Below are 18,479 nucleotides of genomic sequence, written 5' to 3'. Positions count from 1 at the left end.
GGGTTCGGGTTTTATTTTGCAACCTGTTTGCGCGAGTGTGTGAATGGCAAAAAGCAAAAGATCGCAGACAAGCTGCGATCTTTTGATGGACGGAGGAGGGGATCAGCGCAGGGTATCAACCATTTCAGCGATGGTTGTCAGCACGTCTTTGCCCAGCTGTTTGGAGCGTTTGCCCGACCAGCCGGTTTCCTTGTCAGGGTGGTCGTCGTGATCCTTGAACGGCATTTCCAGGGTCAGCGACAAGCAGTCGTATTTCTGCCCGACGCTGTTGCAGGCCAGGGTCATGTTGGCCTGGCCCGGTTCGTCGCGGGTGTAGCCGTGCTTGGTCTGGAAATCTTTGGTGGTGTGTTTAAGGTGGCTGCGAAAGTGCTCTTCGAGCTTCTCGATTCGTGGCGTGTAGCCCGGATTGCCTTCGCAACCGGCGGTGAACACATGGGGGATTTCTTCATCGCCGTGTACGTCGAGGAACAGGTCGACGCCATACTTTTCCATCTGTTGTTGTACGAAAAGTACTTCGGGGCTGACGTCCTGACTGGCGTTCTGCCAAGCGCGGTTCAAGTCCTGGCCCATCGCATTGGTGCGCAGGTGACCGTGGAAGGCACCGTCCGGATTCATGTTCGGCACCAGGTACAGATCGGCACTCGCCAGCAGCTTGTTCAGCACCGGATCGTCATGTCTTTCCAGGCGTTCGATCACGCCTTCCATGAACCATTCGGCCATGTGTTCGCCCGGATGCTGCTGAGCAATGATCCAGACTTTGCGCTGGCCTTCGGCACCGGTGCCTTTGCGCAGCAGCTGAATGTCGCGACCTTCGACGCTCTTGCCGGTTGCCAGCAATTCGGTGCCGGCCTTGCTCAGTGCCTGATCGATCAACCAGTCGTGACGGCCACGGCTGTAGGGTTCGAAATACGCAAACCATGCATGGGTTTGCTCGGCTTCGAGGCAAAAGCGCAGGCTGTCACCTTCAAAACTGGTTGGAATGCGGAACCAGTTGACGTGGTCGTAGGACGCGACTGCCTGATAGCCGGTCCAGGCTTTGTTATAGGAAGACTGGCTGGCGTTGACCAGGCGAAACCAATGTTCCTGATGAACATGCAGGCCGCTGGCCTTGAAGTGGAACCACTGAAAGTGGGCGCTGCGGGTATCCGGGCGAATGGCCAGAACCGGATTGAGCGGGTTGCTGATGTCGATGACTTGGATGTTGCCGCTGTCGAAGTTGGCGCTGATGTCGAACGAAGATTTGGCCACGGTCATAATCGATTCCTGAATATGATTTTTATGGCCGTTACTTTACACGCAGGCAGGGCTGAAACCGAGGGGAATTGCGGGGTGTGGCGGGGGGCGTCCTCCATGACGCGCAAGCAGCTTAGAGACTGTGCGATTGATTCTCAAGTGCTAATTGTCATTAGTTTGCCCCAATCTGGCCGGGCCTCGCTTGCCAAGCGATATTCTTTTGATATTATCCGCGCCATCGAATTTGCAGCACTTAAAGACTTCATTAGCCTGAAGCCATAAGCCCGAAAAACGGGCAAAAAAAGACCCGGCAAAAAGCCGGGTCAAAAACCGTGATTAGCCTGATGAGGAGATAGTCCAGAAGACCGACCTAAGGTCTCTGGTCCATCGACTGATCTCGCGACCAGCTGCATGCAATAATAATCATTATCATTTGCAAGTCAAATGTTTTTATCTGCGCGATTGGAAAATTCTTTCCCGTCCGCCCACACTCGCGTCCCTCTCAGGCTTCATCGCCATCGAGCGAATGGTCGACCATCGCCCGCGCCATATCCACCATGTGCACCACTGAAAATGCCAGATCGCGACTCGCGCCTTGCAGGCTTTCGGCTGCCTTGAACGCAGTGGCTGCCGCACAGCGCAACAGGTCCGAGGCATGCACCAGGGCTTCTTCGCCACTGAGATGGCGCCTGACATCGAAAAAACGCTCGTCGACCTCTGGTTCTGAAACAGCTGGTTTCAAGTAATAGTCCAGCGCTCGCTGCGCTGCCGCATTGCCCTGAGGGGAGGTGAAGCTGGTGTCCATTTGCAGGTCGGGCAAGTCTTTGCTGCTGATATTCATGATGAAGAAGCACTCCTTGGTCGATTGTAAATCCGTGCTTTCAGAATAGTACTCTGTGTAGTTGTGACCAGAATTTAAATACTACAATATGTGTTTTGTTGGCCGAAGGCGTCGACGTAAGGTGCTGCACATGGATAAATGGATTGAGTTGGTCAAGGCCAAGATGAGTGAACTCAAAATCACTCAAACAGAGCTCGGAGAGCGCGTCGGCATGTCCCAGGGCGGGATAGGCCATTGGCTGAACAAGCGTCGCGAACCCGGTATCACGGAAATGAACCGCGTGCTGCAGGCGCTGGGCATGGATTTCCTCGAAGTGGTGCTGGTGATCCGTGAACCGCAACCAATGGCGGACGACGAGATGCCGCTGGCGCAGAAGTACAACCCGTACTTCCGTTACCCGGTCAGCGATTGGCAGACGACCTGCGAGGTGCGCGAGAACGATCCGGCGTCTTACACCAAGGCATCCGGCAAGCAGCGCTTCGAACTGACGGATTACCATGCGCGTGGCCCGGCGTTCTGGCTGACGGTGACGGGGGATTCAATGACCGCTCCCAGTGGCCAGAGCATCGCCGAAGGCATGCTGATTCTGGTCGACCCGGCGGCCGAAGCGGTGCCCGGCAAACTGGTGATCGCCCAGTGGCCCGACAGCCCTGAAGCGATCTTCCGCAAACTCGACGAAGAGGGCGGCCAGCGTTACCTGGTGCCGCTCAATCCGACCTGGCCGAAAGCCCTGCTGACCGATGAGTGTCGAATCATCGGTGTTGTGGTTCAGGCAACGGCGCGTTACTAGTCAGATCGATCCGCGCCCGGCGTAGGATCGATCCTCCCCATCACACTGCTTCCAGTTCAACCAAAGCGCTGCCTTCGCCGACCATTTCGCCTTCCTGGCAATACAGCGCTTTGATCACTCCCGCATGCGGCGCGCGGATGCTGTGCTCCATCTTCATTGCTTCCAGCACCACCAGTTGCGCACCGGCCTCGACCGATTGCCCGGCCTCGACCAGCACACGGACAATGCTGCCGTTCATGGGCGCAGTCAGGCCACCCTGATGACTGTGACTGGCTTCGACGGCGCTGATCGGGTCATGCGTCTCGATGCGCCGCAACTCACCTTCCCATTGCAGATAAAGCGCATCACCTTGGCGGATAGCCCGCAACGTACGACGTACGCCATCGTGCTCGACGATGAGGGCTTCGCCGGACAGTCTGGCGTGATCATCGGCATTCAGCGTCAGTGCTCGATCCTGTCCCTCGCAACTCAAATGCAGGGTGATTTCCCGAGGCAATCCCGCACGCAAACCGCTGTTGAGTGACCATGGCGAAGCCGGGTCATCCTGGCGCGCCAACTGCGGCAGGCTCTGCGCCACCGCCTGAGCCGCCGCGTTCCAGAACGCATCGCTCAACGCGCCCGGCGCAGGCAGTAATTGCTCCTGATAACGCGGAATAAATCCGGTATCCAACTCCGCCGCCGCAAACGCCGGGTGCGCGATGATCCGCCGCAAAAAGTTGATGTTGGTCTTCAATCCGCCAATCGCGAATTCGTCGAGCATGCTCAACAGACGCAGGCGCGCCTGCTCACGATCCTCGCCCCAGGCAATCAGCTTGCCCAGCATCGGGTCGTAGAACGGCGAAATTTCGTCACCTTCTTCAACCCCGCTATCGACCCGGCGTCCAGGCCCTTCAGCCGATTCGCGATACAACGCCAAACGCCCGGTCGCCGGCAGGAAGTCATTTGCAGGGTCTTCGGCGTACAAGCGCACTTCAATCGCATGACCGTTTAACGGCACCTGCGCCTGGGTGATCGGCAGCTCTTCACCACGGGCTACGCGGATCTGCCACGCGACCAGGTCCAGACCGGTGATGGCCTCGGTCACTGGATGCTCCACTTGCAGGCGCGTATTCATCTCCATAAAGAAGAACTCACCGCGCGCATCCAGCAAAAATTCCACAGTACCGGCGCCGACATAACCGATTGCCTGCGCCGAGCGCACCGCCGCTTCGCCCATGGCGCGACGCAGCTCCGGGGTCAGGCCCGGTGCCGGCGCTTCTTCGACGACTTTCTGATGGCGTCGTTGAATCGAGCAGTCACGCTCGTTGAGGTACAGGCAGTTGCCATGTTGATCGGCGAACACCTGGATTTCCACGTGACGCGGTTTGAGCAGGTATTTCTCCACCAGCATCCGCGAATCGCCGAACGACGACTGCGCTTCACGCTGAGCCGAGGCGAGGGCTTCGGCCAACTGGCTGACGTCCTCGACCACTTTCATGCCTTTGCCACCACCGCCGGCCGTGGCTTTGAGCAGCACTGGATAACCGATGCGTTCGCAGGCATCACGGAAGGTGTCGAGGTCCTGTGCTTCGCCGTGATAACCCGGCACCAGGGGCACACCGGCGGTTTCCATCAGCGCTTTGGCGGCGGACTTGCTGCCCATGGCGTCAATGGCCGAGGCGGGCGGGCCGAGGAAAATCAGCCCGGCCGCTTCGATGGCACGAGCGAAGCCGGCGTTTTCCGAGAGAAAACCGTAACCCGGATGAATCGCCTGCGCGCCGCTGGCCTTGGCCGCTGCGATCAGTTTGTCGATTTGCAGATAACTGTCGGCGGCTTTGCTGCCGCCCAGGTCGACGCGAATATCCGCTTCCCGGCTGTGCCGCGCCTCGCGGTCGGTGGCGCTGTGCACGGCGACCGTGGTCAGGCCCAGCGCTTTGGCGGTGCGCATCACGCGGCAGGCGATTTCGCCACGGTTGGCCACCAGCAGGGTGGTGAGAACGGGTGCGCTCATCAATGCGGCTCCTTGGTGGTGGTTGCTGCTTGCCAGCTCGGTGGACGTTTTTGCAGAAAGGCGCGCAAGCCTTCCTGACCTTCCGGGCTGACGCGGATACGGGCGATGGCATTTTCGGTGTAGCGGCGCAGCGCCGGGGTCAGTGAGCCGTTGCCGACTTCACGCAGCAGGTCCTTGCTGGCGCGCATCGCGGCGGGGCTGTTGAGCAGCAAGTTGTTGATCCAGTGCTCGACTTGCTGATCAAGTTCAGCGGCCGGATAGCTCTCGGACAACAAACCGATTTCGCGCGCACGCTGCCCGCCGAAACGCTCGGCGGTCAGGGCATATCGACGTGCAGCGCGTTCGCCGATGGCCTGCACTACGAACGGACTGATCACCGCCGGCGCCAGACCAATGCGTACTTCCGACAGGCAGAACTGCGCGTCATCGGCGCCAATCGCCATGTCGCAGCAACTGATCAACCCCAGCGCGCCCCCGAATGCCGCGCCTTGTACCACAGCCACGGTGGGGATCTTCAGCTTGGCGAGGTTGTACATCAACTCTGCCAGTTCACGGGCGTCGTCGAGGTTGGTGTGGTAATCGAGTTCGGCCGATTGCTGCATCCACGCCAGATCAGCGCCGGCACTGAAGTGCTTGCCACGGCCACGCACCAGCAAGAAACGCAGGCTGGCGTCGCTGGCGACTTTGTCCAGCGCGAGGATCAGCTCGCGGATCATCTCGGCGTTGAAGGCGTTGTTCTTTTCCGCGCGGTTGAGCCACAGCGTGGCGAAACCCCGTGGGTCGCTCTGCAGTTCGAGGGTGTTGAAATCACTCATGAGATTCTCCCGATCACATCCGGAACACGCCGAAGCGGCTCGGTTCGATTGGCGCGTTCAGCGACGCGGACAGGGCCAGGGCCAGCACATCGCGGGTCTGCGCCGGGTCGATGACGCCGTCGTCCCATAGCCGTGCGCTGGAATAGTAGGGGTGACCCTGCTCTTCATACTGGTCGAGGATCGGTTGTTTGATCTCGGTTTCCTGCTCGGCACTGAAACCCTGACCGCTGCGCTCAGCCTGCTCGCGTTTGACCTGCACCAACACGCCCGCCGCCTGCTCGGCGCCCATCACGCCGATCCGCGCGTTCGGCCACATCCACAGGAAGCGCGGATCGTAAGCGCGCCCGCACATGCCGTAGTTACCGGCGCCGAAGCTGCCGCCGATGATTACGGTGAATTTCGGCACTTTCGCGCAAGCCACGGCCGTGACCAGTTTCGCGCCATGTTTGGCGATGCCGCCGGCCTCGTATTTCTGGCCGACCATGAAGCCGGTGATGTTCTGCAAAAACAGCAGCGGAATGCCGCGCTGGCAGGCCAGTTCGATGAAGTGCGCGCCTTTCTGTGCGGCTTCGGCGAAGAGGATGCCGTTGTTCGCCAGAATCGCGATCGGGTACCCGTACAGATGCGCAAAGCCACACACCAGCGTGGTGCCGAACAAAGCCTTGAATTCATCGAACACCGAACCGTCGACCAGTCGCGCAATCACTTCGCGCACGTCGAACGGCTGCTTGGCATCAGCCGAAACCACGCCGTACAACTCATCGCTGGCGTACAGCGGTGCAATCGGCGCGCGTTGCTGCACTTCGCCGAGTTTGCGCCAGTTAAGGTTGGCGACGCTGCGGCGGGCGAGGGCGAGGGCGTGTTCGTCGCTCTCGGCGTAATGGTCGGCGACCCCGGAAATCTTGCAGTGCACATCGGCGCCGCCCAGATCTTCGGCGCTGACCACTTCACCGGTCGCGGCTTTCACCAGTGGCGGGCCGGCGAGAAAAATGGTGGCCTGATTGCGCACCATGATCGCTTCGTCGGCCATCGCCGGCACATAAGCGCCGCCAGCGGTGCAGGAGCCCATGACCACGGCGATCTGCGGGATGCCCATCGCGCTCATGTTGGCCTGGTTGAAGAAGATCCGCCCGAAGTGCTCGCGGTCCGGAAACACTTCGTCCTGACGCGGCAGGTTGGCGCCGCCGGAATCCACCAGATAGATGCACGGCAGACGATTCTGCTGAGCGATGGTCTGTGCGCGAAGATGTTTTTTCACGGTCAGCGGGTAGTACGAACCGCCCTTCACCGTCGCATCATTGGCGACGATCATGCACTCGACGCCTTCGACCCGACCGATCCCGGCAATCACGCCAGCGGCGGGCACGTCTTCGCCATACACGGCGTGGGCGGCCAATTGGCTGATTTCCAGAAACGGTGAGCCCGGATCGAGCAAACGGTTGATGCGTTCGCGCGGCAGCAGTTTGCCACGCGAGGTGTGGCGTTCCTGGGCTTTCGCGCCGCCACCCTGCGCCACTTGGGCGAGCAGGGTGTGCAGGGCGTCGACCTGTTTGAGCATCGCCGCGCTGTTGGCGGCGAACTCCGCTGAGCGGGGATTGAGCTGAGTGTGCAGGGTAGCCATGGCCAGCTCCGTTTAGCGGGTTTCGTTGAACAGTTCGCGACCGATCAGCATGCGACGGATCTCACTGGTGCCAGCGCCGATTTCGTACAGCTTGGCGTCACGCAGCAGACGACCGGCCGGGAACTCATTGATGTAACCGTTACCGCCGAGAATCTGGATCGCGTCGAGGGCCATTTGCGTGGCGCGCTCGGCGGTGTAGAGGATCACTCCGGCGGCGTCTTTGCGGGTGGTTTCGCCGCGCTCGCAAGCCTGCGCAACTGCGTAGAGATAAGCGCGGCTGGCGTTGAGTTGGGTGTACATGTCGGCGACTTTGCCCTGGATCAGCTGGAATTCGCCGATGCTCTGGCCGAACTGTTTGCGGTCGTGGATGTACGGCACGATCAGGTCCATGCACGACTGCATGATCCCGGTCGGGCCGCCGGACAACACGACGCGCTCGTAATCGAGGCCGCTCATCAACACTTTTACGCCGCCGTTGAGCACGCCGAGGATATTTTCTTCCGGCACTTCGACGTCATCGAAAAACAGCTCGCAGGTGTTGGAGCCGCGCATGCCGAGCTTGTCGAATTTGTTGCTGCGGCTGAAACCTTTCCAGTCGCGCTCGACGATGAAGGCGGTGATGCCGTGCGGGCCTTTCTCCAGGTCGGTCTTGGCGTAGATCACATAGGTGTTGGCGTCGGGGCCGTTGGTGATCCAGGTTTTGCTGCCGTTGAGGACGAAGCGGTCACCGCGTTTGTCGGCGCGCAGTTTCATCGAGACCACGTCGGAGCCGGCGTTTGGCTCGCTCATCGCCAGTGCACCGACGTGCTCGCCGCTGATCAGCTTCGGCAGGTATTTGGATTTCTGTTCGTGGTTGCCGTTGCGGTTGATCTGGTTGACGCAGAGGTTGGAATGCGCGCCGTAGGACAGCGCCACCGAGGCCGAACCGCGACTGATTTCTTCCATCGCCACCACGTGCGCCAGGTAACCCAGACCTGCGCCGCCGTACTCCTCCGGCACGGTGATGCCGAGCAGGCCCATGTCGCCGAATTTGCGCCACATGTCGGCGGGGAACAGGTTGTCGCTGTCGATCTGCGCAGCGCGCGGAGCAATTTCCTTGGCGACAAAAGACTGAACCTGATCGCGCAGCATGTCGATGGTTTCACCGAGGGCGAAGTTCAGGGATGGATAGCTCATGGGTCACCTTTTGGCTTTTTTGTAGGGTGGGGAGGGCGGTCATTCAGCTCTCACCTTTACGTTAACGTAAGCCTGCGATGAAGGGCTGTCAATCACCCTTTACGTTAACGTCAACTTGAGCGACAGTAGGGGCAATTCAAGATTGAAAGCTGATTAGATTTTGTAGGAGTGAGCCTGCTCGCGATCGCGTCGTGTCAGTCGACGTAAGTGTTGACTAATGGATCGAGATCGCGAGCAGGCTCACTCCTACAAGTGACCGTCGGCAACCCGTAAATAAAGACAATAGGGGTCGTCATGGATCAACCCAGTGCAAACCCGCCGCGCAGCTACACCCGTGGTTCACAGGACAAAGCCTTGCTGGCGATGACCATCGGGCAGAAGTTCGATCAGACTGTCGCGCAATACCCCGACGGTGAAGCGCTGGTGGTCCGCCATCAGCAGTTGCGTTATTCCTGGCGACAACTGGCCGATGCGGTGGACCTGCACGCCAGAGCGCTGCTTGCCCTGGGTTTGCAGGCGGGGGATCGGCTCGGTATCTGGGCGCCGAACTGCGCGCAGTGGTGCATCACGCAAGTCGCCACCGCAAAAATCGGCGTGATCCTGGTCAACATCAACCCGGCCTACCGCAGTTCCGAACTGGAATACGTGCTCAAACAATCCGGCTGCCAATGGCTGGTCTGCGCCGGGGCGTTCAAGTCCTCCAACTACCACGGCATGCTGCAAGGCCTGGTGCCGGAACTGGCCGAGCAACCCATCGGCCAACTGCGCAACGAACGCCTCCCCGAACTGCGCGGCGTGATCAGCCTCGATGCGCAGCCACCCTCAGGTTTCCTGCCGTGGTCGGAGCTGGCAGATCTCGCCGCCAGCCTCTCCCCCGAACAACTACACGAACGCAGCAACAGCCTGCACTTTGATCAGCCGGTGAACATCCAGTACACCTCCGGCACCACCGGTTTCCCCAAGGGCGCGACCCTCAGCCACTACAACATCCTCAATAACGGTTACATGGTTGGCGAAAGCATCGGCCTGACCCCGCGCGATCGCCTGGTCATCCCGGTGCCGCTGTACCACTGCTTCGGCATGGTCATGGGCAACCTCGGCTGCATCACCCACGGCAGCACGATGATTTACCCCAACGATGCCTTCGATCCTTTACTGACCCTGCAAACCGTCGCCGAAGAGAAAGCCACCGGCCTTTACGGCGTACCGACCATGTTCATCGCCATGCTCGACCAGCCACAACGCAGCGAATTCGATCTGTCGAGCCTGCGCACCGGGATCATGGCCGGCGCGACGTGCCCGATCGAAGTGATGCGCCGGGTGATCAGCGAAATGCACATGAGTGAAGTGCAAATTGCTTACGGCATGACCGAAACCAGTCCGGTGTCACTGCAGACCGGGCCGAACGATGAGCTGGAATTGCGCGTGACCACCGTCGGCCGCACCCAGCCACAGCTGGAGAGCAAGATCATCGACGAAGCCGGCAACCTCGTAACGCGCGGCACCATCGGCGAACTGTGTACCCGTGGTTACAGTGTGATGCTCGGTTACTGGAACAATCCGCAAGCCACCGCCGAAGCCATCGATGACGCGGGCTGGATGCACACCGGCGACCTGGCGAGCATGAACGAGGAGGGTTACGTCAACATCGCCGGGCGTAACAAGGACATGATCATTCGCGGTGGCGAAAACATTTATCCGCGTGAGCTCGAGGAGTTTTTCTTCACCCATCCGGCGGTGGCGGACGTGCAGGTGATCGGCATTCCGTGTTCGCGTTACGGTGAGGAGATTGTCGCCTGGATCAAACTCCACCCCGGCCACAGCGCCACGGAGCTGGAGCTGCAAACCTGGTGCAAGGAACGCATCGCGCACTTCAAGACGCCACGGCACTTCAAGTTTGTCGAAGAGTTTCCGATGACGGTGACGGGCAAGATCCAGAAATTCAGGATGCGTGAGATCAGTATCGAAGAACTGAAAACAATCGAGCGTTAACCACCACCCCTGTGGGAGCTGGCAAGCCAGCTTCCACAGGGATTTGCGGTGAAAACAGGAATCACAGAAAGCACAAAGGGGAGCCGAAGCTCCCCTTTAATTTTGTCGTCGCGTGCTCTTTTTTATTATTGAGGGTCGGTCTGTTGTTGTTTTTGGCAACCGTGGCCCTTTACCGCTGTTTTTGGCGACCCCCATCCGGGGTCAAGAGCAAACGTATTTTTTTGAGCGCTGATCTGCTTTCTCGCTAAGCGATCCAACCGATTCGGGAGCTACCTGAAGGTAGTTTTATTGTTCTCTGCCCGGTTGCGGGTCACTCCTGAGAGCACCCTGAAAAGCACACCTTCTCCAAAAAAATCTGTTAGCTGCGTCTCTGCCGTGTTGTTTTTGTTATGTCAGAGTCGGTACGTCTTATTTTTATTGGTTTGCTGCTTTTTATTCTTGTTATGCCATAGAGATAGCAGAAGCCGTGCCAACTTTTAAAAAACCTTATAAATCAAAGGTTTGAAAATTTCGGCAGATTTTCGCTCCAGCGAAACCAGACAATTTGTTTCCGTGTTACTCGCTTAAACCCACATTCCGGACACAGCGGTAACACCTTCCCCCCTTACTGCGCGCTACGAGCCTTGGCCACGCGCGAACCGCTCGGGCGACCGAGCACCGCGCTGATCTGCTGACCCGCGGCAATCAAGGCGTCCAGGTCGATACCGGTCTCGATACCCAGGCCGTTGAGCAGGTACACTACGTCTTCGGTGGCAACGTTACCGCTCGCGCCTTTGGCGTACGGGCAGCCGCCGAGGCCCGCGATAGAGCTGTCGAACACCGAAATCCCTTCAAGCAGGCTGGCGTAGATGTTGGCCATGGCCTGGCCGTAAGTGTCGTGGAAATGCCCGGCGAGTTTTTCCCGTGGCACTTGCGCCGACACCACTTCAAACAAACGGCGCGTCGCGCCCGCAGTGCCAGTGCCAATGGTGTCGCCCAGCGAAACTTCGTAGCAGCCCATCGCATACAACTCGCGCGCGACCATCGCCACTTGCTCCGGCGCGACCGTGCCTTCGTACGGGCATCCGAGCACACACGACACGTAACCGCGCACGGTAACGCCATGCTGTTGCGCCGCCTCCATGATCGGTGCGAAGCGCGCCAGGCTTTCGCTGATCGAGCAGTTGATGTTGCGCTGCGAGAAGGCTTCGGAGGCGGCGGCGAACACCGCGACTTCCTTGACCCCGGCAGCGATGGCGTCTTCAAATCCGCGCAAGTTCGGCGCCAATGCGCCGTAGGTTACGCCGGGCTTGCGCTGAATCTGCGCGAACACTTCGGCGGAACCGGCCATTTGTGGCACCCATTTCGGAGAGACGAAACTGCCGACTTCTATATAGCCGAGGCCAGCGGCGCTCAAAGCATCGACCAGTTGCACCTTGTCAGCGACGCTGATCGGTTGGGCTTCGTTCTGCAAGCCATCGCGCGGGCCGACTTCGATCAGGCGTACTTGGGAGGGGAGGGACATGGGCTGACCTGCTCTTTTGAATTTGTGGAGAACCCCTGTAGGAGTGAGCCTGCTCGCGATCGCGGAGTGCCAGATGAAAATTGCTTGACTGACACACCGCTATCGCGAGCAGGCTCACTCCTACAGGGGGATTTATGTTGTTAGTCAGATCGCCTGCTGGCTCTTCAGCGTCTGCTCCAACGCCTGGACGCAGCGCTCTTCAGCGGTATCGAGTTCCAGTTTCATCTGTTCGATATCCAGCAACTGCTGTTCCAACTGCTCGCGACGCTCAGTGATTTTCGCCAGCATGCTGTTGAGCTGTTTGGTGTTACCGCTGGACGGGTCGTAGAGTTCGATCAATTCGCGGCATTCGGCCAGCGAAAAACCGATGCGCTTGCCGCGCAGGATCAGCTTCAGGCTGACCTTGTCGCGCGGCGAATAGATGCGTTCCTGGCCACGGCGCTCAGGGCTGAGCAGGCCTTGTTCTTCATAAAAGCGGATCGCCCGGGTGGTGATGTCCAGCTCGCGGGCGAGGTCGGAGATGCTGTAAGTCTGGCTGCTCATGGAAGCGCTCGGAAAAAGGTCTTGGCGCTAAGCTAATGGCAGGTTGACGTTTACGTCAAGCAAGAAAAAGATCGCAGCCTTCGGCAGCTCCTACAGGGGTGATAGATTCCAAATGCAGGAGCTGCCGAAGGCTGCGATCTTTTGATCTTTCCTTTACACCACCTGCTTATCCAGCTTCTTCTCCTGCGCCGTCACCTGCTGGCACAACTCGATCATCTGCTCGCGCATCCAGCGATTCGCCGGATCCTGGTCAGTGCTTTCATGCCAATACAGATGCGTCTCCACCGGCGGCACATCATTCACCGGCAGATTAAACGCCTGCAGTTCATGGCGACGGGCAAAGCGCTCCGGCACGGTCATGACCATGTCGGTCTGCTGCATCACTTGCGATGCCATCAAATAGTGCTGCGAACGCAGGGCGATCTTGCGTTGAATGCCCATTTTGCCCAGCGCCAGATCGACATAACCCAAACCACTGCGGCGGCTGGAAATGTGGATATGGGTCAGCGACAGGTAATCATCCAGCGAGAGCTTTTCCTTGCCCGCCATCGGATGCCCTTTGCGCATCGCGCAGACGTAGCGGTCTTCCATCAGCTTGACGTGGCGCACCTGCGGGTCGGTGTTGAGCGGCGCATCCACGGCGAAATCCAGACGCCCGGCGGCCAGCTCTTTGGTGGTCTCGCGGCGTTTGGACAGAAAACTTTCGATGATCACCGTCGGCGCCAGGCGGCGCAGGCGCTGAAACAGCGGCGGCAAAATCACCGCCTCGGTGAGGTCGGTCATGCTGATGCGGTAAGTCTTGACCGCTTGTGCCGGGTTGAAAATGCGGCTTTCCTGTACCGACACACGCAGCAACGACAGCGCGTTACGCACCGGGCCGATGATGTTCTGTGCCATCGGTGTTGGCACCATGCCCTGAGCCGTGCGCACGAACAGTGGATCGTTAAAGGTTTCGCGCAACCGGGCCAAGGCGTTGGATACCGCCGGCTGAGTGATGCCGACAATCTGCCCGGCGCGGGTCAGGTTGGCTTCGGTGTAAATCGCGTCGAAGACGATGAAAAGGTTGAGGTCGACCTTGCTCAGATTCATAACGCGGCTTCTCTTGTTTTTAAGGGCTGACGATCACTGGATCATATATCGGTGATGAATGTTTATACACGCCGAGAATAGGCTAGGTAAATTATCAGCGCTGTTCTAGCATCGATTGCATGACTTGAACAACCTCTGCCCAAGAAGGTAATTGATCATGGATTTCGCTTATTCGCCCAAGGTGCAAGAACTGCGTGAGCGCGTGACCGCGTTCATGGACACTTACGTTTATCCGGCTGAGGCGGTGTTCGAACGCCAGGTTGCCGAAGGCGATCGCTGGCAGCCGACCGCGATCATGGAAGAGCTCAAAGCCAAGGCCAAGGCCGAAGGCCTGTGGAACCTGTTTCTGCCGGAGTCGGAACTTGGTGCCGGTCTGAGCAACCTCGAATACGCACCATTGGCCGAAATCATGGGCCGCTCGCTGTTAGGCCCGGAGCCGTTCAACTGCTCGGCGCCGGACACCGGCAACATGGAAGTGCTGGTGCGTTACGCCAACGAAGAACAGAAACAGCGCTGGCTCGAACCGTTGCTGCGCGGCGAAATCCGCTCGGCATTCGCCATGACCGAACCTGACGTAGCCTCGTCCGACGCCACCAACATGGCCGCCCGCGCCGTGCGTGATGGTGACGAGTGGGTGATCAACGGTAAAAAATGGTGGACCTCCGGCGCCTGTGATCCACGCTGCAAAATCCTGATTTTCATGGGCCTGAGCAATCCAGATGCGCCGCGCCACGCCCAGCACTCGATGATCCTCGTGCCAGTCGATACTCCCGGGGTAAAAATCGTTCGTCCGCTGCCGGTGTTTGGTTACGACGACGCTCCGCATGGCCACGCCGAAGTGCTGTTCGACAACGTGCGCGTGCCGTACGAAAACGTCCTGCTCGGCGAAGGGCGCGGCTTCGAAATCGCTCAAGGTCGTCTTGGCCCAGGCCGGATTCACCACTGCATGCGCTCGATCGGCATGGCCGAACGTGCACTGGAATTGATGTGCAAACGTGCGGTGAGCCGCACTGCATTCGGTAAACCACTGGCACGTCTGGGCGGTAACGTCGACAAGATCGCCGACTCGCGGATGGAAATCGACATGGCACGTCTGCTGACGTTGAAAGCGGCGTACATGATGGACACCGTCGGTAACAAAGTGGCGAAGAGCGAAATCGCGCAGATCAAGGTTGTTGCGCCGAACGTCGCGCTGCGCGTGATCGACCGGGCGATCCAGATGCATGGAGGGGCAGGGGTCTCGAACGATTTCCCGCTGGCCTATATGTACGCCATGCAACGTACTTTGCGCCTGGCCGACGGCCCGGACGAAGTGCACCGCGCAGCGATTGGCAAGTTCGAGATCGGCAAGTATGTGCCGAAGGAGATGCTGCGAAGCGAGCGCTGATCCAGCACCGCGTTGATCGTTCCCACGCTCTGCGTGGGAATGCATCCCGTGACGCTCTGCGTCACAGTGGACGCGGAGCGTCCATGGCGGCGTTACCACGCAGAGCGTGGGAACGATCGGGTAGGGCTAATACACCCAAACCTCAACCCGCCGATTCTTGATCCTGCCCTCATCCGCATTGTTCGCCGCCACCGGCATCAACGCGCCAAAGCCACGAACCTCACGCAACACCACGCCGTTTTTCACTAACTCCCGCCGCACCGCCATCGCCCGCAGCTTCGACAGCAGATCCGCCCGCGCCGGGTCATCCTTGGCATCACCAAACCCGACCAATGTCACCGCGCGCTCGGTCTTGTCATGGCGCTTTATATAGTCGAACACCCGTGCCAGATCCTGCCGCGCCTTGTTATCCAGATTCGCGCTGCCTTCTTCAAACCGGAAATTCACCGTCAGACGCTGGGCGTGACGGCTGAGGGATTGATAACCCTCGGGCATCAGCGCATTCGGCGCGACGCTCATCGCATGCACGGTCTGACTGATGAAACCGTTGGCGGCGACAATTGCCTGGCCCTGACGACTTTGCGCAAATGTCACCAATGCCTTTGCCCACGGATTCTTGCTGTCGGGCGGCAGATAGAAGAACAAGCGCCGCGACAGTGGATAGTCTTCGGTGGCGATCAGGCTGTTCAGCGGCAACATCGATTGCGACGCGCCATCGGCAATGGCCACGGCTTTGGCCTGGCGCACGTAGGGTAAACCGATGAAGCCGATGCCTTGCGGATCCGCGCTGACGGCGTCGGATAATTGTTCGCTGGACTCAAACCTTTTCGCGGCGCTGTTCAGACTTTTCCCACGCCGGCTGAGGACCAATTCCTTAAACGTGTCGTAGGTGCCGGACTGATCATCGCGCGCATATAAATGAATGGCGCCGCCACGTCCGCCGAGGTCTTCCCAGGTTTTCACCTCACCACTGAAGATCCGCGCCAGTTGCTCTGTGTCGAGTTGATGCAGTGGATTGTCGGGATGAAGGATGATCGCCAGGCCATCGATGGCGATGACTTGCTCGGCGGCCGGGCTTTTCAGATCGCCAAGCGTTTGCAGGCTGAGCAGCTCACTGTCCTTGATCTCGCGAGAGGACGCCGCCAGGTCGGCGCTGGCATTTTTCAACGCGGTGAAACCGGTGCTGGAACCGTGGGCGGCGACTTCAACGACCACGCGTTTGCCTTCGTGGGTCTGGCCGACGATGCGCAATTCATTAGCGGTGTCCGGGGTTTCGCGGTGTATCTTCAGCAAACCCTGTTCCTGCAGCAGGCCTTCGACCAGTGCTGGGCCGAGTTCGGCGCCGATGGTGTTGGAACCTTGAATGCGCAGCGCCGGGCCGTTTTCAGGAAGGGGCAGGGCGGCGGCCGAAACCGTCAGCCACGCACTCAAGAGAAAAACGCACAGAACACGCAGGGTCATGCCGGCACCGAATCAAGCCAAGGGGATTGCCGGGGAGATTAAGTCAGGCGCATGACCGAAAGATGACACCGATTCAATGTAGGAGTGAGCCTGTTCGCGATAGCGGTGTACCGGTCAACATTTATGTCGTCTGATTCACCGCTATCGCGAGCAGGCTCACTCCTACAGGTATTGCGTAAGGCTGGGGATCAGCTGAGCTCAAGCCAGATCGGCGCATGATCGGACGGTTTTTCCATCCCGCGCAATTCATAGTCAACACCGGCGGCCTTCACCCGTGGCAACAAACCATGCGACGCCAGAATCACGTCAATGCGCAGGCCACGCTTCGGCTCATCCTCAAACCCACGGCTGCGGTAATCGAACCAGCTGAACATATCGGTCACGTCCGGGTTCAGGTGGCGATAGCTATCCGTCAGGCCCCAATTCTTCAAGCGCGCCATCCACTCGCGTTCTTCCGGCAGGAAGCTGCATTTGCCGGTTTTCAGCCAGCGCTTCATGTTGTCCGGGCCGATGCCGATGTCGCAGTCTTCCGGGGAAATGTTCACATCGCCCATCACCACCAGCGGCTGCTCGTTGTGGAACTGGCTTTCCAGTAGCGTTTGCAGATCGCTGTAGAAACGCTGCTTGGCCGGGAATTTGGTCGGGTGGTCGCGGCTTTCGCCCTGTGGAAAATAGCCGTTCATGATGGTCACCGGCACGCCATTGGCGTCGGCGAAGGTGCCCCAGATAAAGCGGCGCTGGGCGTCTTCTTCGTCGGTGGCGAAGCCTTTGTGGATGGCGATCGGTTCCTGACGCGAGAGCATTGCCACGCCGTAATGGCCTTTCTGGCCATGGAAGTACACGTGGTAGCCGAGGGCGCGGACTTCTTCGAGCGGGAACTGGTCGTCGTGGACTTTGGTTTCCTGCAGGCCGATGACGTCCGGCTGATGTTTTTCGATCAGCGCTGCCAGCTGATGCGGACGGGCGCGCAGTCCGTTGATGTTGAAGGAAACGATCTTCATGGTCGGCAGTCCTGGCAAAAGGGCGATGCTAGCTGACATGGGGGAGATGGGCCAGTGTGGGAGAAATCATTTTGGCCTGTGGGACATGTGTTGCCTCGGAGGGCCCCATCGCTGGCAAGCCAGCTCCCACAATGTCCGCGTCGTTCATAACATTCATGTACACCAGAGAAACCTGTGGCAGCTGGCTTGCCAGCGATGGGGCCAACCCGGTCGATGAAGATCCCGAGTTGGTCTATACCTGTGGGGAACTGTGTCACTGCCAAAAGGTTCGTACCAACAAGAGCGCCGCCATTTGAACGCGCCCGGGGAGAATCACCGTCATGCCTGAAACCCAGACCGCCATCGCCGACATTCATATGCTCGACCGCGGCTACTCGCGCGAAGCCCGCTCGCTGCTTTATCAGGCCTATCGCCACGAACCGACCTTCGGCTACCTGTTCGAAGCTGAGCGCCCCGGCTACGAACAGCGCGTGCGGGCAACGGTGCGCGAACTGGTCAAACAACACTTTCTGCAGGATCTGCCGGCCATCGGCCTGCTGGTCAACGACCGCCTGATCGGCATCGCCCTGATCGCGCCACCGCAACGCCGTTTGGGCATCACCGAAAGCTGGGCGTGGCGCCTGCGCATGGTGCTCAGCACCGGTTTCCGCTGCACCCGCCGCTACCTTGAATACCACGATGCCGTTGCCGCCTGCGTGCCCAGCGATTCCGTGCACATGCTGCCGCTGCTGGGGATTCACCCGCAGTTCCAGGGCAAACATTTCGGCGAGCAATTGCTGACGGCGGTACACAACTGGTGCGCGGTCGACGAAACCTCGCAAGGTGTGGTGCTCGACACCGGCAACCCGCGTTATCTGGAATTCTATAAAAGGCAGGGTTACGAGGAGATCGGCGAGGTTGCCGTCGGACCGGTGCGCGAACACGTATTTTTCCATGCCAACCCGCAGGTGTTACAAACTGCAACAGCATAACAATCGAACTTCTGGGGAAATTTCCTGTTCTATCACGCTCCCAAGCCCGTGATAGCATCCGCGCC

16 protein-coding genes are annotated in these 18,479 nt (G+C 59.3%); 5 read left to right on the top strand and 11 right to left on the bottom strand.

The genetic code is table 11. The annotated features are described in order from the left end of the window. Window positions 1-102: 102 nt before the first annotated feature. Window positions 103-1,254 (bottom strand): M14 family metallopeptidase, encoded by a 1,152-nt coding sequence (locus ACZZ0A_RS14965; protein ID WP_007917255.1) that lies wholly within the window; start codon window positions 1,252-1,254, stop codon window positions 103-105. Between the two features lie 96 nt (window positions 1,255-1,350). Between ACZZ0A_RS14965 and ACZZ0A_RS14960 the strand changes: the two genes are divergently transcribed. Beyond that, window positions 1,351-1,515, top strand: a complete 165-nt coding sequence (locus tag ACZZ0A_RS14960) for a hypothetical protein (protein ID WP_157279732.1) — start codon at window positions 1,351-1,353, stop codon at window positions 1,513-1,515. A gap of 220 nt (window positions 1,516-1,735) precedes the next feature. Here the strand turns inward: ACZZ0A_RS14960 and ACZZ0A_RS14955 are convergent, their stop codons facing one another. After that, window positions 1,736-2,074 (bottom strand): DUF6124 family protein, encoded by a 339-nt coding sequence (locus ACZZ0A_RS14955; protein WP_007917252.1) that lies wholly within the window; start codon window positions 2,072-2,074, stop codon window positions 1,736-1,738. Window positions 2,075-2,204: 130 nt separating this feature from the next. Between ACZZ0A_RS14955 and ACZZ0A_RS14950 the strand changes: the two genes are divergently transcribed. After that, entirely contained in the window at window positions 2,205-2,864 is a 660-nt protein-coding gene (locus ACZZ0A_RS14950) for a LexA family protein (RefSeq protein ID WP_007917250.1), read from the top strand. Between the two features lie 40 nt (window positions 2,865-2,904). Here ACZZ0A_RS14950 and ACZZ0A_RS14945 read toward each other — a convergent pair whose 3' ends face one another. The 4 genes from ACZZ0A_RS14945 to ACZZ0A_RS14930 are packed head-to-tail and all read right to left on the bottom strand — an operon-like array spanning window position 2,905 to window position 8,466. Further along, complete coding sequence (locus ACZZ0A_RS14945; protein WP_463543392.1) at window positions 2,905-4,854, bottom strand: acetyl/propionyl/methylcrotonyl-CoA carboxylase subunit alpha; 1,950 nt, start codon at window positions 4,852-4,854, stop codon at window positions 2,905-2,907. Further along, window positions 4,854-5,669, bottom strand: a complete 816-nt coding sequence (locus ACZZ0A_RS14940) for a gamma-carboxygeranoyl-CoA hydratase (protein ID WP_095113709.1) — start codon at window positions 5,667-5,669, stop codon at window positions 4,854-4,856. The genes ACZZ0A_RS14945 and ACZZ0A_RS14940 overlap by 1 nt, the downstream gene beginning before the upstream one ends. A 13-nt stretch (window positions 5,670-5,682) precedes the next feature. Continuing rightward, complete coding sequence (locus ACZZ0A_RS14935; protein WP_463543391.1) at window positions 5,683-7,290, bottom strand: carboxyl transferase domain-containing protein; 1,608 nt, start codon at window positions 7,288-7,290, stop codon at window positions 5,683-5,685. 12 nt (window positions 7,291-7,302) lie between these two features. Next, on the bottom strand, window positions 7,303-8,466 hold the full coding sequence (locus ACZZ0A_RS14930; RefSeq protein WP_007917237.1) for an isovaleryl-CoA dehydrogenase: 1,164 nt from the start codon (window positions 8,464-8,466) through the stop codon (window positions 7,303-7,305). A 294-nt stretch (window positions 8,467-8,760) separates the two neighbouring features. Here ACZZ0A_RS14930 and ACZZ0A_RS14925 point away from each other — a divergent pair, with 294 nt between their 5' ends. Beyond that, window positions 8,761-10,458 (top strand): AMP-binding protein, encoded by a 1,698-nt coding sequence (locus tag ACZZ0A_RS14925; RefSeq protein ID WP_463543390.1) that lies wholly within the window; start codon window positions 8,761-8,763, stop codon window positions 10,456-10,458. A 604-nt stretch (window positions 10,459-11,062) separates the two neighbouring features. Here ACZZ0A_RS14925 and ACZZ0A_RS14920 read toward each other — a convergent pair. The 3 genes from ACZZ0A_RS14920 to ACZZ0A_RS14910 form a co-directional block, all read right to left on the bottom strand. Further along, window positions 11,063-11,962, bottom strand: a complete 900-nt coding sequence (locus ACZZ0A_RS14920; protein WP_123376218.1) for a hydroxymethylglutaryl-CoA lyase — start codon at window positions 11,960-11,962, stop codon at window positions 11,063-11,065. 144 nt (window positions 11,963-12,106) lie between these two features. Beyond that, window positions 12,107-12,505, bottom strand: coding sequence for a MerR family transcriptional regulator (locus ACZZ0A_RS14915; protein WP_007917234.1), 399 nt, complete (start codon window positions 12,503-12,505; stop codon window positions 12,107-12,109). A gap of 153 nt (window positions 12,506-12,658) precedes the next feature. Continuing rightward, window positions 12,659-13,594: a LysR family transcriptional regulator gene (locus ACZZ0A_RS14910; RefSeq protein ID WP_007917233.1), complete on the bottom strand. Its 936-nt coding sequence runs from the start codon at window positions 13,592-13,594 to the stop codon at window positions 12,659-12,661. A 157-nt stretch (window positions 13,595-13,751) separates the two neighbouring features. Here ACZZ0A_RS14910 and ACZZ0A_RS14905 point away from each other — a divergent pair, with 157 nt between their 5' ends. Beyond that, window positions 13,752-14,981: an acyl-CoA dehydrogenase gene (locus tag ACZZ0A_RS14905; RefSeq protein WP_007917231.1), complete on the top strand. Its 1,230-nt coding sequence runs from the start codon at window positions 13,752-13,754 to the stop codon at window positions 14,979-14,981. A gap of 126 nt (window positions 14,982-15,107) precedes the next feature. Here the strand turns inward: ACZZ0A_RS14905 and ACZZ0A_RS14900 are convergent, their stop codons facing one another. Both ACZZ0A_RS14900 and xthA read right to left on the bottom strand, forming a co-directional pair. Then, window positions 15,108-16,442: a substrate-binding domain-containing protein gene (locus tag ACZZ0A_RS14900; RefSeq protein WP_463543389.1), complete on the bottom strand. Its 1,335-nt coding sequence runs from the start codon at window positions 16,440-16,442 to the stop codon at window positions 15,108-15,110. A 188-nt stretch (window positions 16,443-16,630) separates the two neighbouring features. Next, window positions 16,631-17,443 (bottom strand): exodeoxyribonuclease III, encoded by an 813-nt coding sequence (gene xthA / locus ACZZ0A_RS14895; protein ID WP_007917227.1) that lies wholly within the window; start codon window positions 17,441-17,443, stop codon window positions 16,631-16,633. 320 nt (window positions 17,444-17,763) lie between these two features. Here xthA and ACZZ0A_RS14890 point away from each other — a divergent pair, with 320 nt between their 5' ends. Then, on the top strand, window positions 17,764-18,414 hold the full coding sequence (locus ACZZ0A_RS14890) for a GNAT family N-acetyltransferase (protein ID WP_007912451.1): 651 nt from the start codon (window positions 17,764-17,766) through the stop codon (window positions 18,412-18,414). The last annotated feature ends 65 nt before the right edge of the window (window positions 18,415-18,479 follow it).

This window comes from Pseudomonas sp. AC242 (assembly GCF_979258655.1).
This window is presented reverse-complemented; position numbering and strand designations above follow the sequence as displayed.

Excerpts from the sequence above, each read along its gene's own strand:
- ACZZ0A_RS14965 (WP_007917255.1), bottom strand. The coding sequence starts at position 1,254 with ATGACCGTGGCCAAATCTTCGTTCGACATCAGCGCCAACTTCGACAGC.
- ACZZ0A_RS14920 (WP_123376218.1), bottom strand. The coding sequence starts at position 11,962 with ATGTCCCTCCCCTCCCAAGTACGCCTGATCGAAGTCGGCCCGCGCGAT.
- ACZZ0A_RS14960 (WP_157279732.1), top strand. The coding sequence starts at position 1,351 with ATGACGCGCAAGCAGCTTAGAGACTGTGCGATTGATTCTCAAGTGCTA.
- ACZZ0A_RS14940 (WP_095113709.1), bottom strand. The coding sequence starts at position 5,669 with ATGAGTGATTTCAACACCCTCGAACTGCAGAGCGACCCACGGGGTTTC.
- ACZZ0A_RS14915 (WP_007917234.1), bottom strand. The coding sequence starts at position 12,505 with ATGAGCAGCCAGACTTACAGCATCTCCGACCTCGCCCGCGAGCTGGAC.
- ACZZ0A_RS14890 (WP_007912451.1), top strand. The coding sequence starts at position 17,764 with ATGCCTGAAACCCAGACCGCCATCGCCGACATTCATATGCTCGACCGC.
- ACZZ0A_RS14935 (WP_463543391.1), bottom strand. The coding sequence starts at position 7,290 with ATGGCTACCCTGCACACTCAGCTCAATCCCCGCTCAGCGGAGTTCGCC.
- ACZZ0A_RS14905 (WP_007917231.1), top strand. The coding sequence starts at position 13,752 with ATGGATTTCGCTTATTCGCCCAAGGTGCAAGAACTGCGTGAGCGCGTG.
- ACZZ0A_RS14900 (WP_463543389.1), bottom strand. The coding sequence starts at position 16,442 with ATGACCCTGCGTGTTCTGTGCGTTTTTCTCTTGAGTGCGTGGCTGACG.
- ACZZ0A_RS14950 (WP_007917250.1), top strand. The coding sequence starts at position 2,205 with ATGGATAAATGGATTGAGTTGGTCAAGGCCAAGATGAGTGAACTCAAA.
- ACZZ0A_RS14945 (WP_463543392.1), bottom strand. The coding sequence starts at position 4,854 with ATGAGCGCACCCGTTCTCACCACCCTGCTGGTGGCCAACCGTGGCGAA.
- ACZZ0A_RS14930 (WP_007917237.1), bottom strand. The coding sequence starts at position 8,466 with ATGAGCTATCCATCCCTGAACTTCGCCCTCGGTGAAACCATCGACATG.
- ACZZ0A_RS14910 (WP_007917233.1), bottom strand. The coding sequence starts at position 13,594 with ATGAATCTGAGCAAGGTCGACCTCAACCTTTTCATCGTCTTCGACGCG.
- ACZZ0A_RS14955 (WP_007917252.1), bottom strand. The coding sequence starts at position 2,074 with ATGAATATCAGCAGCAAAGACTTGCCCGACCTGCAAATGGACACCAGC.
- xthA (WP_007917227.1), bottom strand. The coding sequence starts at position 17,443 with ATGAAGATCGTTTCCTTCAACATCAACGGACTGCGCGCCCGTCCGCAT.
- ACZZ0A_RS14925 (WP_463543390.1), top strand. The coding sequence starts at position 8,761 with ATGGATCAACCCAGTGCAAACCCGCCGCGCAGCTACACCCGTGGTTCA.